Annotated in this window: 16 protein-coding genes; 8 read left to right on the forward strand and 8 right to left on the reverse strand. The window is 61.2% G+C overall.

Annotated features, from left to right (window positions below; genetic code table 11):
* Positions 1–491 precede the first annotated feature (491 nt).
* Positions 492–851: a DUF6124 family protein gene (locus BLP82_RS07095; protein WP_092166296.1), complete on the forward strand. Its 360-nt coding sequence runs from the start codon at positions 492–494 to the stop codon at positions 849–851.
* Between the two features lie 265 nt (positions 852–1,116).
* The gene (locus BLP82_RS07100) at positions 1,117–1,422 is read left to right on the forward strand and encodes a hypothetical protein (RefSeq protein ID WP_092166297.1); all 306 of its coding nucleotides are present in this window, start codon (positions 1,117–1,119) and stop codon (positions 1,420–1,422) included.
* A gap of 56 nt (positions 1,423–1,478) precedes the next feature.
* On the opposite strand, the gene BLP82_RS07105 is transcribed toward BLP82_RS07100, so the two are convergent.
* Together BLP82_RS07105 and BLP82_RS07110 are read right to left on the reverse strand one after the other, a co-directional pair.
* Complete coding sequence (locus BLP82_RS07105; protein WP_053124801.1) at positions 1,479–1,985, reverse strand: L,D-transpeptidase family protein; 507 nt, start codon at positions 1,983–1,985, stop codon at positions 1,479–1,481.
* Positions 1,986–2,025: 40 nt separating this feature from the next.
* Positions 2,026–2,577, reverse strand: a complete 552-nt coding sequence (locus BLP82_RS07110) for an NUDIX hydrolase (protein ID WP_092166299.1) — start codon at positions 2,575–2,577, stop codon at positions 2,026–2,028.
* Between the two features lie 145 nt (positions 2,578–2,722).
* Here BLP82_RS07110 and BLP82_RS07115 point away from each other — a divergent pair, with 145 nt between their 5' ends.
* Genes BLP82_RS07115 through BLP82_RS07125 form a run of 3 tightly spaced genes read left to right on the forward strand, consistent with a single transcriptional unit; the run spans position 2,723 to position 4,069 of the window.
* The gene (locus BLP82_RS07115) at positions 2,723–3,322 is read left to right on the forward strand and encodes a CoA pyrophosphatase (RefSeq protein WP_092166302.1); all 600 of its coding nucleotides are present in this window, start codon (positions 2,723–2,725) and stop codon (positions 3,320–3,322) included.
* Positions 3,323–3,338: 16 nt separating this feature from the next.
* Entirely contained in the window at positions 3,339–3,863 is a 525-nt protein-coding gene (locus BLP82_RS07120) for a gamma carbonic anhydrase family protein (protein WP_092166304.1), read from the forward strand.
* Positions 3,860–4,069 (forward strand): DUF1289 domain-containing protein, encoded by a 210-nt coding sequence (locus BLP82_RS07125; protein ID WP_092166306.1) that lies wholly within the window; start codon positions 3,860–3,862, stop codon positions 4,067–4,069. The genes BLP82_RS07120 and BLP82_RS07125 overlap by 4 nt, the downstream gene beginning before the upstream one ends.
* Positions 4,070–4,244: 175 nt before the next feature.
* Here BLP82_RS07125 and BLP82_RS07130 read toward each other — a convergent pair whose 3' ends face one another.
* Together BLP82_RS07130 and BLP82_RS07135 are read right to left on the reverse strand one after the other, a co-directional pair.
* Positions 4,245–4,898, reverse strand: coding sequence for a Pr6Pr family membrane protein (locus BLP82_RS07130; RefSeq protein ID WP_092166475.1), 654 nt, complete (start codon positions 4,896–4,898; stop codon positions 4,245–4,247).
* Between the two features lie 12 nt (positions 4,899–4,910).
* The gene (locus BLP82_RS07135) at positions 4,911–5,141 is read right to left on the reverse strand and encodes a VF530 family protein (RefSeq protein WP_042730938.1); all 231 of its coding nucleotides are present in this window, start codon (positions 5,139–5,141) and stop codon (positions 4,911–4,913) included.
* 486 nt (positions 5,142–5,627) lie between these two features.
* On the opposite strand from BLP82_RS07135, the gene BLP82_RS07140 reads away from it, so the two are divergent.
* Positions 5,628–8,042: a glucose/quinate/shikimate family membrane-bound PQQ-dependent dehydrogenase gene (locus tag BLP82_RS07140; protein ID WP_092166307.1), complete on the forward strand. Its 2,415-nt coding sequence runs from the start codon at positions 5,628–5,630 to the stop codon at positions 8,040–8,042.
* 268 nt (positions 8,043–8,310) lie between these two features.
* Here the strand turns inward: BLP82_RS07140 and purT are convergent, their stop codons facing one another.
* From purT to BLP82_RS07160, 4 genes are all read right to left on the reverse strand, one after another.
* Positions 8,311–9,492, reverse strand: a complete 1,182-nt coding sequence (gene purT / locus BLP82_RS07145) for a formate-dependent phosphoribosylglycinamide formyltransferase (RefSeq protein ID WP_092166308.1) — start codon at positions 9,490–9,492, stop codon at positions 8,311–8,313.
* 99 nt (positions 9,493–9,591) lie between these two features.
* The gene (locus tag BLP82_RS07150; RefSeq protein ID WP_092166309.1) at positions 9,592–10,059 is read right to left on the reverse strand and encodes a preQ0 transporter; all 468 of its coding nucleotides are present in this window, start codon (positions 10,057–10,059) and stop codon (positions 9,592–9,594) included.
* Positions 10,060–10,333: 274 nt separating this feature from the next.
* On the reverse strand, positions 10,334–11,116 hold the full coding sequence (locus BLP82_RS07155) for a siderophore-interacting protein (RefSeq protein ID WP_092166310.1): 783 nt from the start codon (positions 11,114–11,116) through the stop codon (positions 10,334–10,336).
* Positions 11,109–11,690, reverse strand: coding sequence for a PadR family transcriptional regulator (locus tag BLP82_RS07160; protein ID WP_092166311.1), 582 nt, complete (start codon positions 11,688–11,690; stop codon positions 11,109–11,111). The genes BLP82_RS07155 and BLP82_RS07160 overlap by 8 nt, the downstream gene beginning before the upstream one ends.
* A gap of 422 nt (positions 11,691–12,112) precedes the next feature.
* On the opposite strand from BLP82_RS07160, the gene BLP82_RS07165 reads away from it, so the two are divergent.
* Together BLP82_RS07165 and BLP82_RS07170 are read left to right on the forward strand one after the other, a co-directional pair.
* The gene (locus tag BLP82_RS07165) at positions 12,113–12,598 is read left to right on the forward strand and encodes a CS1 type fimbrial major subunit (protein WP_092166312.1); all 486 of its coding nucleotides are present in this window, start codon (positions 12,113–12,115) and stop codon (positions 12,596–12,598) included.
* A 125-nt stretch (positions 12,599–12,723) separates the two neighbouring features.
* Entirely contained in the window at positions 12,724–15,258 is a 2,535-nt protein-coding gene (locus tag BLP82_RS07170; protein ID WP_092166313.1) for a CS1-pili formation C-terminal domain-containing protein, read from the forward strand.
* Positions 15,259–15,275: the final 17 nt, after the last annotated feature.

Raw genomic sequence — 15,275 nt, forward strand, 5'->3', positions numbered from 1 at the left:
TTATTTTTCGATGCTGACGGGCGGTCGTCCGAGCCCACCAAGGCTACCGCGCTGTTGTGGCGAGGGGATTTATCCCCACTGGGGCGCGCAGCGGCCCTAACCTGACAACTCGGCGTGGGGGATTGCTTGGGGCTGCTACGCAGCCCAGCGGGGATAAATCCCCTCGCCACAGAGATAGCGGTCTGTCAGACGCACCGAAATTTCCGACAAGTTTTTAGGGTTGTCCCTCGGAAGCGGGGGCTCTAGCCTTTGGGTGTCGCTGCCAATTCAGCGACCGGGTTTGACCGCTCGAGAATCCAGGCAAGCCAGCGCTCCAAGACCTATTTCAGGCGTTTTTCTTTCGTCTGAGGTATCGTGTCGCGGCGGCTGTGCGTGGGACGTCTTCGGACGTACCGGAATGCCTGATTTCCGGTCGGTCAACCCGCGTACAGCTGCCACTTTTTTGTTTGACCGCGGAATGGTGGTGGCTCCATTGAATCAGGAGCTGCTCAATGATCAAAGAAACTCCGAACCCTCCAAAACCCGCTTCGACTTTCCCCTACGGTGACTACGCCCCCGAAAAGCTGCAAGAGGCCGCTGATCGTGCGCTGGACCATTACTTCAAGCCCCAGGACAACCCGCCAGAACCCAAGCCCTCGTCGCAATTGTTCAACGTGAGCGATGCTGTCGATACCGAAGTCCTGTTGGCCAACCTCAGCGAAACCCTGGCCTCGGCCAATGCGATGCTCAATGATCTGGCCTTTGACATGGATGGCTCGCGGCGGCATGTGTTATTGGGGGTGCTCCAGATCATCGAGCTGGGGGCGCTGCTGGCGGACAAGGCTTTGGATCGGGTAGAGATTCGGACTTGATGCAGTAAGGGGCGGCGGCCTCATCGTCGGATCGCCGCCCGGGCTGGCTCGCTCCCACAGTGGGCCTGTGTTGTTCACGAATTCAGCAAACGACACATAGGTTTGTGGGAGCGAGCTTGCTCGCGATGGGGCCAACTCAGACCGTTAAGTTTGGATGATTACCAGTGGTCGGAAAGCTTCTCCCACCTGTCATCTCTTACAGTAGTCAGCGCGCTACACATGCAGCTTAATGAGTCTCCGATGTTAATGAACCAGGAGAATCATCATGGCGACTGAAAAGCTACCGCCTCTGGCTATTGTGTGGGTTGGAGTTCGGACTGACGTGCCATACATTCCAGACGGTGGAACAACAACCGCTAGGAAAATATTCGTGCAGGGCTATGCCCCCATCGATAGCCAGGTTTTGCTGTTTGATGGGGATGGTCCTAAGGAGTTTTTAAAAACTTACGCTGACCATCATGGGATCTGGAAGTTTGAGGACGTAGAGACGACCGTCAAGGAATATAAGCTCAAAGCCCACGCCAATGGTGTGAGTTCGCGCCCATGGTCTTTTGAGGTTCTTGCACCCTGATGTTGTCAGAAGTGCTGACCATCAGCCAAAAGCCATCTGTCCAGACAAGCTTTCTTTCAAGGCCGAATTTCGATCATCGTGCCATCCGGCACCAGGTTCCAGACTTCGCGCATGTCCACGTTGCGCATGGCGATGCAGCCATCGGTCCAGTCCAGGGTATGGAACAGCTGTTCAGGGTTTTCTTCCGAATCAGGCGTGCCGTGGATCATGATCATGCCTCCCGGCTCCACGCCTTCACGGCGGGCGCGGGCGGCGTCGCTGATGTTGGGGTAGGAAATGTGCATCGACAGGTAGAAGCGGTCGCTGGTCTTGCGCCAGTCCAGCCAGTAAAAACCTTCGGGGGTGCGCTTGTCGCCCTCGATCAGCTTGGGGCCTTTCTTGGCGCCCTTGCCCAGGGAAATGCGATAGGTCTTGAGCGGCTTGCCGTCGTTGATCAATTGCAATTGATGGGCGGACTTGAGCACCAGCACTTTTTCGATGACCTTGCCGTTGTAGGTTCCCACGGCAGCGGCCTGGGACACAGCGGTGAACGACAAGCAGAACAGGACAAGCAACCAGCGCATTGAAACGATATCCCTAGAGGTGTTTCGACTGTATGGGTTTTCAGGTGTTGGCCGGCTGAGCCAGCGGCGGGATCGATTCGGATCGCACCGGGTAATCCTCGGCCCGGCGGTCGGCATAGAAATATTCCAGGGTGCGGCCCACCGTACGGAAAGCCAGCTCGTCCCAGGGAATGTCCGCTTCTTCGAACAACTTCACTTCCAGGCTCTCGGGCCCGGCGGCGAAATCCTCGTCCACCAGTTCGGCGCGGAAGAATACATGCACCTGGCTGATATGCGGTACGTCAATCAGCGTATAGATGCTCAAGTTTCGCACCCGGGCGCAAGCCTCTTCGGCAGTTTCGCGCACGGCGGCCTGTTCGATGGTCTCGCCGTTCTCCATGAAACCGGCCGGCAGGGTCCAGTAGCCGCGTCGCGGTTCGATGGCGCGCCGGCACAACAACACCTTGCTGCCCCAGGTCGGTACGCAACCAGCGACGATGTTGGGGTTCTGGTAGTGGATGGTGTGGCAGGTGTCGCAAACGAAGCGCAGGCGCGAGTCGCCTTCGGGTATGCGCTGGGTCACCGGGTTACCGCACTGGCTGCAGAATTTCATGCTTGGGTTCCTGAATGCTGCGCCTATCTTGGCGTGCGCGGCAGGTGTCGGCAAGTTGTCGTTTCGCGACACGACGCGGTGCGGGGGTTGGGCCGCTTGAATGATTGGTGCATGATGCAAGGTAGCGAATAAATCGAGAAGTCTCATGCTGGACGAGCTACTGCATCGAGTAAGCAACCACACCCCACACGACCTGCAGGCCGACCGACGTTTCCCTGAAGCCGCGGTACTGGTGCCGATCACCCGCAGTGACGAACCGGAACTGGTACTGACCCTGCGCGCCAGCGGGCTATCGACCCATGGCGGCGAAGTGGCGTTTCCCGGAGGGCGTCGCGACCCGGAAGATCCGGACCTGATCTTCACCGCCCTGCGCGAAGCCGAGGAAGAAATCGGTCTGCCCCCCGGCCTGGTGGAAGTGATCGGCCCTCTCAGCCCGTTGATCTCGCTGCATGGCATCAAGGTCACGCCGTATGTCGGGGTGATTCCGGACTACGTCGAATACCAGGCCAACGATGCCGAGATCGCGGCGGTGTTCAGCGTGCCGCTGGAGTTTTTCCGCAAGGATCCGCGCGAACACACGCACCGGATCGATTACCAGGGCCGCAGTTGGTATGTGCCCAGCTATCGGTTTGGCGAGTACAAGATCTGGGGGCTGACGGCGATCATGATCGTCGAGTTGGTCAACCTGCTGTACGACGCCGGGATCGACCTGCACACCCCGCCAAAAAGCTTCATCAATACCTGATGCCCCGAGGATTCCCATGAAATACCGCCTGGGCGATGCCCGTGTCGACACCCACCCACAGAGCTGGGTCGCACCCAACGCCACGCTGGTGGGCAAGGTCCGCCTGGAAGAGGGCGCCAATGTCTGGTTCAACGCCGTGCTGCGCGGCGACAACGAGCTGATCCTGATCGGCAAGGACAGCAACGTGCAGGACGGCACGGTGATGCACACCGACATGGGTTATCCACTGACCATCGGCACCGGCGTGACCATCGGCCATAACGCCATGCTCCATGGCTGTACGGTGGGCGACTACAGCCTCATCGGCATCAACGCAGTGATCCTCAACGGCGCGAAGATCGGCAAGCACTGCATCATCGGCGCCAATGCGCTGATCGGCGAAAACAAGGAAATTCCCGACGGCTCCCTGGTGATGGGCTCGCCCGGCAAGGTGGTGCGTGAATTGACCGAAGCCCAGAAGAACATGCTCGTGGCCAGTGCGGCGCACTATGTGCACAATGCCCAGCGCTACGCCCGCGACCTGGCCGAGCAGGAACCATGAGCGCCCCTGAACGCCCGGTGCCTTCGCCCTGCGTGAACATTTGCGCGCTGGACGATGACGACATCTGCACCGGCTGCCAGCGCACCGTGGCGGAAATCACCCGGTGGAGCCGGATGGACAACGACGAACGCCGTGGTGTCCTGGCGTTGTGTCATGAACGGGCCAAGGCCAGTGGGTTGGTGTGGATGTTGCCGGCCGAGTCTTGAATCCCCATTTATGACACAGCTCCTGTGGCGAGGGGATTTATCCCCGTTGGGCTGCGAAGCAGCCCCAAATCAGGCTTCCAGGTCTATCTGGGGAAACACTTAGGCTGTCAAGAGGGGCTGCTGCGCAGCCCAACGGGGATAAATCCCCTCGCCACAAGTGATTCACCAGCGATGCCTAATGCGACCGCCGCCCCACCCACCGACCCAACCCCACCACCCCCAACGCAATCCCGACAAATCCCGCCAGTATCCCCCCGGCATTGATGAACACCTGTGGATAACCCAGGCTCGCCACGTCGATGAAAGGGTAGGGATAGGCCGCCAGTAAATCCCCCCGCAGCAGGACATAGGCGAAGTAGACCAAGGGATAGATCATCCACAGCCCGATGTGGCCCAGGCGCAAGCGGCCTTTGGGCACCCACCGCCACCAATAGGCGATGTAGAGCAAGGGCACCACGTCATGCAGTAATTCGTCGGCCACGAACTGCCAGCCTTCAGGTTGCCAGAGGTGGCGCAGCAGCAGGTTGTAGGCCAGGCTGACCAGGGCGATGCTCACGGCAACGCCACTGCGTACGCTGGGCTGCAGGAACCAGCGGCGGGCCGGGGCTGGGCGAGGGGTCAGCTCCCAGGTCAGGACCACCGCCACCCACAGGTTGGTCAGCACCGTGAAGAAACTGAAGAAACTCACCAACCCGCCCAGCAGGCTCGCCCCCAGTTCCCAGCGGCCCAGCAGGATCAGATACAGCTGGATGCTCAACCCCGCCCAGGCCAGCAGCGCCGTGACCGACACGAAGCGCTGGCGCAGGGTGAGGCGAGGACCTGTATCAATCTCCACGGCGGCTCAGACCGGCCGTTTGGTGCGCATCAACTTGATGTACAGGCGCTCGACTTTCTCCCGCGCCCAAGGGGTCTTGCGCAAGAAGGTCAGGCTCGACTTGATGCTCGGGTCGCTTTTGAAGCAGCGGATATCAATGCGTTCGGCCAGGCCTGACCATTCGTAGTGCTGCACGAGGACGTTGAGGATCTGCTCCAGCGTCACGCCGTGCAGCGGGTTGTTGTTGGGTTCGGTCATGGAAGGCCTTCGCGCAGAAAAGGGTAAAGCCGCGCACCTTAGCCGAGGTGCCCTCGTGGTGGAAGCATAGCCTTCATCGTAGGGCTCCAGGGCAGGTGCACTGTTACCAAATCCGAGATGATCCATGTCAACAAAAGCCCTTTCTCTATCGAGAACAGGACATTATCCTTGCGCCGCCTGCTGAAACGCTTCTTGCCGTGTGCCAGAGCTGTCGAGCTATCCCCGATGCTCTGCCTTCAACTTAAAAGACAGCGCTATCTCTGCATCTGCGGCGAACTGCTTTTCTGTGGGAGCGGGCTTGCTCGCGAAGGCGTCGTGCCAGTCAACGATGAGGTCGACTGACCCACCGCCTTCGCGAGCAAGCCCGCTCCCACCTCGTTTCTTCGCAATATCCGGACACTTTTAACTGAACCATGCCCCCAAAGGATCGTCATCTACAGTGAAACTTTGCGCGGGCCTCCTTAAAACATCACGGAGAATCACACTATGAGCACTGAGGGTGCTTTGAGTCGAAGCCGTCTGCTACCGAGCTTGCTCGGCATTCTGCTTCTATTGATGGGCCTGGCCCTGCTGGCCGGGGGAGTCAAGCTGAGCACGCTGGGCGGCTCGTGGTATTACCTGCTGGCCGGTATCGGCCTGGCACTGACCGGCGTGCTGCTGATCATGGCCCGTCGCGCGGCCCTGGGCCTGTACGCGTTGGTGCTGTTCGCCAGCACCGTATGGGCGCTGTGGGAAGTGGGCCTGGACTGGTGGCAACTGGTGCCGCGCCTGGCGCTGCTGTTTGCCCTGGGCATCGTCATGTTGCTGCCGTGGTTCCGTCGCCCGCTGTTGGCCGCCGATGCCTCGGCCATGGGCACCCGTGCATTGGGCGCCGCCGTGGTCATTGCCGGTATCGCCGCGCTCGCCAGCCAGTTCACCAACCCGGGTGAGATCAAGGGCCAACTGGACCGCGACAGCGTGCCAGGCATGACCAACACCGCTCCAGCCATGCCGGACGGCGACTGGAACTCCTATGGCCGCAGCGCCCATGGCGACCGCTATTCGCCGCTGGCGCAGATCACCCCCGAGAACGTCAGCAAGCTGAAGCAAGCCTGGACCTACCGCACTGGCGACCTGCCAGGGCCGAATGATCCGGGGGAAACCACCGCCGAAAACACCCCGTTGAAGGTCAACGGCATGCTCTACGTGTGCACGCCTCACAGCCAGGTGATTGCCCTGGAGCCTGAAACCGGCAAGGAAATCTGGCGTTTCGATCCGAAGCTTTCCACGCAAAAAGCGGAAAACTTCAAAGGTTGGGCCCACATGACCTGCCGTGGCGTGACCTACCACGATGACGCGGTGTACGCCTCCGCCGAACAGAGCCCCACCGGCATTGCCAGCACCGCACCGGCCAGCACCGTCTGCCCGCGGCGGATCTTCCTGCCGACCGCCGACACCCGCCTGATCGCCCTCAACGCCGACACCGGCAAGATGTGTGAAGACTTCGGCGACAAAGGCCAGGTCGACCTGACCGCCAACATCGGCGGCTTCACGGCCGGCGGTTACTACTCCACCTCGCCACCGGCGGTCACCCAGAACCTGGTGGTGATCGGCGGCCACGTCACCGACAACGTCTCCACCGACGAACCGAGCGGTGTGATCCGTGCCTACGACGTGCACACCGGCAAGCTGGTGTGGAACTGGGACAGCGGCAACCCGGACGACACCGCGCCGATTGCCGAAGGCCAGACCTACACCCGCAACTCGCCGAACATGTGGTCCATGTTCAGCGTCGATGAAAAACTCGGCATGCTCTACCTGCCGATGGGCAACCAGACCCCCGATCAGTTCGGTGGCCTGCGTACCCCGGAATCGGAAAAATACGCCGCCGGCCTGACCGCCCTGGACATTGCCACCGGCAAGGTGCGCTGGTACTTCCAGTTCACCCACCACGACCTCTGGGACATGGACGTCGGCGGTCAACCGACGCTGATGGACATGAAGACCGCCGATGGCGTGAAACCCGCCGTCCTGGCGTCGACGAAGCAGGGCAGCATCTACGTGCTGGACCGCAGCAACGGCCAGCCAATCATGCCGATCAAGGAAATCCCGGTGCCGCAAGGCGCGGTGGAAGGTGACCACACCTCGCCGACCCAACCGATGTCCGACCTGAACTTCGTGCCGCCGGTCCTCAAGGAACGCGACATGTGGGGCGTGACTCCGTTCGACCAGATGTTGTGCCGGATCGACTTCAAGTCGCTGCGCTATGACGGCATGTTCACCCCGCCGTCGCTGCAAGGCTCGATCGTCTACCCGGGCAACTTCGGCGTATTCGACTGGGGCGGCATTTCGGTGGACCCGGTGCGCCAGATCGCCTTCGTCAACCCGAGCTACATGGCGTTCAAGTCGAAGCTGGTGCCAGCGGCGGAAGTAGCCGGTGGTCCGGGTCGCAAGAGCGAAACCGAAGGCGTGCAGCCGAACAAAGGCGCGCCGTATGGCGTGATCCTCGAAGCGCTGCTCTCGCCGATGGGCCTGCCTTGCCAGGCGCCGGCGTGGGGTTATGTCGCCGCCGTGGACCTGACCAACAACAAGACCCTGTGGAAACACAAGAACGGCACTGTGCGCGACAGCTCGCCGGTCCCGATCCCGTTGAGCATGGGGGTTCCGAGCCTGGGTGGCACGTTCACCACTGGCAGCGGCCTGGCGTTCCTCAGCGGTACGCTGGACCAGTACCTGCGTGCCTATGACGTGAAAAACGGCAAGCAGCTGTGGGAAGGCCGCCTGCCCGCCGGCGCCCAGACCACGCCAATGACCTACACCGGCAAGGACGGCAAGCAATACGTGCTGGTCGTTGCGGGTGGTCATGGCTCCCTGGGGACCAAGCAGGGTGATTATGTGATTGCCTACAAGCTGCCGGATTAAGCAAAACCGGCGCCCATGAAAAAGGCGACACCTTGGCGGGTGTCGCCTTTTTTTGTGCCAATTTCACTCAGGTTGAGGCAGCACCCGGTTTTTGTGGTGAGGGGATTTATCCCCGCTGGGCTGCGAAGCAGCCCTAAAACCTGACAACTCGGTGGATCAGAAAGATTGAGGGGACTGTTTTGGGGGGCTGCTTCGCAGCCCAGCGGGGATAAATCCCCTCGCCACAGATAAATCCCCTCACCACAGGGGGACTGTATCCCGCCCAGTTTTACAACTCGATCTTCACCGCTTGCGAAGCCCGGGTTGCCTTGGCGCGGGCCGCTTCGATGGACTCGTCGCGGGCCAGGGCCACGCCCAGGCGGCGCTGGCCGTTGACTTCCGGTTTGCCGAACAGGCGCAGCGCGGTGTCCGGTTCGCTCAGGGCCACGCCCAGGTTGGCGAACGCGGTCTGGGTCGATTGGCCTTCCACCAGGATCACCGACGAGGCCGACGGGCCGAACTGGCGGATCAGTGGGATCGGCAGGCCGAGAATGGCGCGGGCGTGCAAGGCGAACTGCGACAGGTCCTGGGAAATCAGTGTCACCAGACCCGTGTCATGCGGACGTGGCGAGACTTCGCTGAACCACACCTGGTCGCCCTTGATGAACAACTCGACGCCAAACAGGCCACGTCCACCCAGGGCCTCGGTCACGGCCTTGGCCACGCGTTCGGATTCGGCCAGGGCTGCCGGGCTCATGGCCTGGGGTTGCCAGGATTCCTGATAGTCGCCTTTTTCCTGACGGTGGCCGACCGGTGCGCAGAAAGTGGTGCCGCCCACGTGACGTACGGTGAGCAAGGTGATTTCGTAGTCGAAATCGATAAAGCCTTCGATGATCACCCGGCCCTTGCCGGCGCGGCCACCTTCCTGGGCGTAGTCCCAGGCTTTCTGCACGTCATCGCTACCACGCAGTAGGCTCTGGCCCTTGCCCGAGGAACTCATCACCGGCTTGACCACGCAGGGGAAGCCCAGGGTTTCCACGGCCTTGCGGTAGTCTTCGACGGTGTCGGCGAAGAAATACGGCGACGTCGGCAGGCCCAGTTCTTCAGCGGCCAGGCGCCGGATGCCTTCACGGTTCATGGTCAGCTGCGCGGCGCGAGCCGTAGGGATTACAGTGAAACCTTCGGCTTCCAGTTCCACCAGGGTGGCGGTGGCGATGGCTTCGATTTCCGGCACGATGAAGTGCGGTTTCTCGGCCTCGATCACCGCACGCAGGGCGGCGCCGTCGAGCATGTTGATCACATGGCTGCGGTGGGCCACTTGCATGGCCGGCGCGTTGGCGTAGCGATCCACGGCAATCACCTCGACGCCCAGGCGCTGCAGCTCGATTACCACTTCCTTGCCCAGCTCACCGCTGCCACACAACAAAACGCGGGTCGCGGTGGGCGACAATGGGGTTCCGATACGGGTCATCTGAAGGTCCTCAAACAGGAGCGGATCATCGGGGGCGCGCCGGGCGAGCTTCCCATGGGGAGAAAGCGCGGCATTTTACATGAACCGCGGGGTTTGGCTTCAGGTGGCGACGGTTTGCTTGCGCAAACGCCAGGCCATGATCAGCCAGACGGCCGTGACGCCGGCGAATTTCGAGGCCAGGGCGGTGATCACTACGCCCGGGGTCAGGGCATCGATCAGACCGAAGAAAATGAAGGTGTCGAGGGGAATGCTCAGGGCCGAGCTGATCCACAACCGGTCATGGAGCGGGCGCTTGGTGATCGTGAACACCAGCCAGTCGATGCACTCGGACACGGCGAATGCCGTGGCGCTGGCCAGGGCGATGGTCGGGTCCGAAGTGACGTAGGACAACACCAGCGCCACCAGCATCGCCACGATGGCGCCATGGCCGAAACGCGTCTGCACCATGTCCCGCAGGACAAACACCAGCCCGCCCCAGGCCGACCAGATGATGTCCAGGTGCGGCGCGGCGGAAAACGCGAAGTTGATCAGCACGACGCTGGCGATGTAGGCGAGGAGGAAGAGCATGGGGCGGAGTCTCTGGTGGGATGTTGGTAAAGCGCTCAAGGACAACGATAGCCCTTATGGTAAGAGCCATTTATCTGTGGCGAGGTACTTATCTGTGGCGAGGGGATTTATCCCCGCTGGGCTGCGAAGCAGCCCCCAAAGCAGCCCCTCAATTTATCTGATACACCGAGTTGTCTGGTTTTGGGACTGCTGCGCAGCCCAGCGGGGATAAATCCCCTCGCCACAGGGGGCTGTGTTGTCCAGTGGACAGGGTAGTCCAGCCGCCGCCAGTCTCTCAATCCTCCTCACTACCCTCCGCCTTCCAATACCCCACCGCCTTCACAAAGTCCTGGTCCAACCCTTTCTCCTCCAGCAACACCTTGCGAATCTGCCGCGACACCTTGCTCTCGGTCGCGACCCAGGCGTACAGCTTGCCGCCGGGCATTTCCAGCTGTTGCACGGTTCGCAGCAGGTTGTCCTGGCGGCCTTCGCGCAATACCCAGATCACCTGGACCTGCGCCGGGCTCTGGAGGATCTGCTGTTCGGCGCCGTTTTCCACTTCCACCACCAGGGCCCGTCGGTTCGGTGCCAGGCCTTCGAGGCGGCGGGCGATGGCGGGCAGGGCGGTTTCGTCGCCGACCAGCAGGTAGCTGTCGAAGATGTCCGGCACGATCATCGAGCCCCGGGGCCCGGCGATGTTCAGGTATTGCCCGGGGGCGGCCTGGGCCGCCCAGGTCGAGGCCGGGCCGTCGCCGTGGAGCACGAAATCGATGTCCAGCTCCAAGGTGTCCAGGTCATAGCGCCGTGGCGTGTAGTCGCGCATCTCGGGCATCGGGCCCTGGGCCTTGCCCTCGCTGGGGTTGAAGTTATCCAGGGCGGCCTGTTCCTCGGCGTTCTGAGGGAACAGCAATTTCACATGGTCATCCGTGCCCAGGCTGGCGAACCCGGCCAGTTCCGGCCCGCCGAGGGTGATGCGGCGCATGCGTGGGGTCAGGTCCACCACCCGCAACACTTGCAGGCGGCGACGCTTGATCTCGTGGCTGACGCGGTGAATGGTGTTTGGATCGTGTTCAGTCATTGCTTGACTCCGAAACAGAGGGACGGGCAGGGCCGTCGACGATGGCTTTGACGGTGTCGTTGAGCAGGCCGCGCACCCGCAGGATTTCTTCCGGGCTCCAGCGGCCTTGATGCATCTGTAGCGCATCACGCAGGTGACCCACCGCTTCGTGGATCTCGGCAGGCCGATCCTGGTCACGCAGGGTGCGCTTGCTGGTTTCGATGCGCATCCGCACGCCGTCCAGCGCTTCGGCCTGGTCTTGAAGGAATAGACGTCCGGCATCGGTCGCGCTGTAACACTTTTTTCCACCCTCGGCGTCGCCGCTGATCATCTTACCCATTTCAAGGTGGGTCAGGGTTGGGTAGATCACGCCGGGGCTGGGGCTGTAGGCGCCGTCGAACATGGACTCGATCTGCCGGATCAGCTCGTAGCCGTGACAAGGTTTCTCGGCAATCAGGGCCAGCAACAGCAATTTCAAGTCGCCGGGGGCGAAAACCCGTGGGCCGCGACTGCCGCGCTCGCGACCGGGCGGGCGTCGTTCGAAGCCATCCTGACGACCCTGTTCATGAGTGGAAGGGGAATAAAGGACTGTCATGTGTTTGCTCTCTGTTGCGCATAAATAGAATCGAGATATATCTTTGACTTCAGATATATCTTCGCTTATATAGATACATCTTGGAATGAAGATATATCTTAGTTGTGTCCTACAAGAGATGAAGTATGACCTTACCTGAATCCCTTAAGTTTGCGGGACGAAACCGGGTGGGTATCAGGAAGTATTAACCGTAACTAGTGGGAATGTGGGAATGCTCTTACATTAAAAGTTACGTTTTATCGAAAATTGCGTATTTTTCTCTGTGTTGTATGTTCGCTTTACTACAAGCCTATGCGAACTTTCCTGCTTATTTTTAATTAAAGAGCGACGATCATGCACCGGCGTTGAAAGGGGCACGCCAAGCTGTGTTTGGCCTGCAACTTCAGCCCTTCCCTCTTTATTGCTATGAACAGGTGTTAACAATGCTCATGAAAATCGTAACCGCAGCTTCCCTGACCGCCGCGGCCCTGAGTTCTTCGCTGGCTTTCGCTGCTGACGACGCACGTTCGTCCATCCATATCACCGCAAATATCCCGACCGATCAGTTCCACGTGCAGCCAACGGACGCGAATTGGGGTAAGAACGAGACCATGACGTACAACACGGTCAACGGCACCCTGACTTCGCTGCGCCAGACCTACAACGTGAAAAACACCGTCGGTTCGGTCAATGCCTACATCGAAAACGGCCCGGCTGCGCTGTACAACGGCAGGGATGCCATCGACCTGACCACGACTTTCAACGGCGTCACCCTGACCGGCCAGACCCAGGAAGTGGTAGACGATGCAACCTCCACCCCAGGGACCCAGGCCGAGATGGTCATCCTCCCGGCCAAGCCTCTCAACACCCAGAATGGTGTGTACACCGCCGACATGACCGTCATCTTCGACGCCGTGCCACGCCCGTAATGCCATTCGCTGCCCGGTGAGTCTCACCTTCCCCCCGGGCCTGGCAGCAGGCCGACCGGTTCTCCCCGACCGGTCGGCCCGCATCTGAAATACCCCCATAGCTCGCTGATTATGAGAGTCCGTTGATGTTACCGATGACACCCATCGCGGGTGCGCTCGCGCTGTTGCTGTGCGCCAGCGCATTGGCCGCGCCGACTGCCCCCGGTACAACGCCGAAGAGTCTGCTGTCCCAGGCCAAGGGGCTGCCGGCGGAGTTTGAGTCCCACTTCTTCGATGTGCCCATCGCGGTTCGTATTGAACTCAATCAACAATATCTCGGTGAAGCCATGGTGGTCCTGACGCGCGATGATCGCATTACCTTGCTTGAATTCACCGACACCCAAGAGAGTTCGATCAAGGCGGTCGAACGCGAGCAATGGGAACAACGCCTCAAGCAGGGCATCACGCTCGGCGCCTGTGAAACCAATTGTTCGGCGGGGTTGCTGGCCGTGCATTACAGCCTCGAGAACTCCTTGGTGTCGATCCTGACCCAAGACGTCGAGCGCTCGACCGAGCCCCGGCGTTTTTACGACCAGCCCAAAGAGGGCAGCTTCGGCCTTATCTTCAATAACCAACTCAATCTCAATGGTGGCCAGGAACAGGACACCGGGGGACGCTATGGCCTCAACGCCAGTTCCAGCGTGGGCAACTGGAGCCAATCCCTGGACCTTCAGCTCTCGCGTCTTGGTGGGCCGGACGACAAGACTTACCACGCCATCCACGAGCTCTATACCCAACGAGAGTTGGAAGGACATTTTTTCCGCCTGGGTTATTTCACGCCCAGCTCCGATGGCCTGAACCGTCAGATCCGTTCGTTCGGCGCCAACCCGGACACTGCGCTGGGGGTGATGTTCGGCAGTTCCGACAGCCTGGTCGTCGATAATCCCAAGCCCAGCGTCTACCCTATTTATGTCACCGCCAGCCGCCAGGCGTCGGTGGAGATTTATCGCAGTGGCCTGCTGATCAACACCCAGGCCGTCAGCGCCGGCCTGCAGAGCCTGGACACGCGACCATTGCCTGGCGGTATCTACGAAGTGGAAGTCCGGCTGATCGAGGACGGGCAAACCACCGCCACCAGCCAGGAACTGGTCTACAAACCCAGCAATTGGAGCAGCACGGAAGATCGCTGGCGCTACAACCTGTTCGCCGGGCGGGAAACCCGGTTGTGGAGCAACTGGGACGACCAGCCCTCGGGTTTCACCACGGCGGGCCTCGGCGTCAATTACCTGCTGCACCCACGGGTGATCCTGGGGGGCTCGATGCGTCAGGTGCAGGACAAACTGCAAGTGGGCACTTCGGTGGACTGGACGCTGGGCAGCAGTACCAGCCTGTTCGCCAATGTCTACCAGACCCAACAGTACGGCACCGGCATGGACTTGCAGGGCATGTACAGCTACGGCAATGGCAGCGTCGTGGCCAGCCACAACCGCAGTTGGCTGGATACCCGCAACACCTACGAAACCCTGCCGGACGGCACCCGTATCCGCCAGCGCAACGTGTACGTCGGTCAAACCAGCAACTCGTCGCTGTCGGTCAATCATCGCTTGAGCAACAAGACCTCCCTCAACGGGCGGCTGGCCTACAGCGAAGGCAATGTCCAGGGCACGGGCCTGGACCTGGGCTGGACCCAGCGCGGCAAGCTGCGTGGCAGCGATGCCAACTGGCGGTTGTCGGTGTTCGACCGTCCTGGCTCTTCGAGCACCAACGACCGGCGCAATCGGGGCGTGGACCTGAGCCTCAGCGTGGCCTTGGGCGGCCCGGGCGAATACTGGTCGGGCAGCATCGGCACCCGCACCTCCCGCGAAGGCGACCGGGACAACAATGCCTCGCTGACCTATCGCCGCGACCTCCAGGACCACGTGTTGCAAAACGTCTCCGCCACGGCGCTGGCCGATACCTATGGCGTGGGCCTGTCCGGCCTCGCCAGCTTCAGTACCGACTCGCTCTACGGCGATGGCTTCATCCAGCGCTCGTCCTACAACGACAACCTCACCGGCGGCCTGAACCTCAGCAGCACGGTGGCTGTGGGCGGCCGCAAAGCCGCCTTCACCGGGGTGCCGCAAGGTCGCGGCGCCGGGATGATCGTTGACGTGGAGACCGACCTGGACAACATCGTCCTGCGTGCCGACGACCTGACTGGCGGCAGCACCACGTTGCACCCGGGCCGTAACTTCGTGCCGATCACCGCTTATAAAAACAGCATGGTCACCTTCGACTTCGAGGGCGTCCATCCGCCGGCGGCGAGCATCGAGCCGGCACGCACCCGTTATCACCTGAACAAGGGCGGCGTGGACTACCGCAAGGTCAGCGTGATGAAAACCGTGACCGTGCTCGGCCGCCTGCTGGACGAACAGGGCCAGCCGCTCAAGGGCCATCACGTGATCAACCACGCCAGCCGCGGCGTCAGCGAGGTGGACGGGTTCTTCTCCATGGAGATGAATGCCGCGTCCCCGACCCTGGAAGTGCGCTACGGCAACGAGTTGTTCTGCCGCTTCCGCCTCGACCCGGAAACCGCCACCGAGGAAGGCGACGTGTTGATGATCGGCGACCTGCGCTGCACCCCGGACAGTTTGGCTGACAGCTCGCTGGCTGCGACTGACCCGGCGAAGCAACGCTCATGACCTGAGCTGTGGGAGCA

The organism is Pseudomonas sp. NFACC37-1, from assembly GCF_900101575.1.
GTDB lineage: Bacteria > Pseudomonadota > Gammaproteobacteria > Pseudomonadales > Pseudomonadaceae > Aquipseudomonas > Aquipseudomonas fluorescens_AA.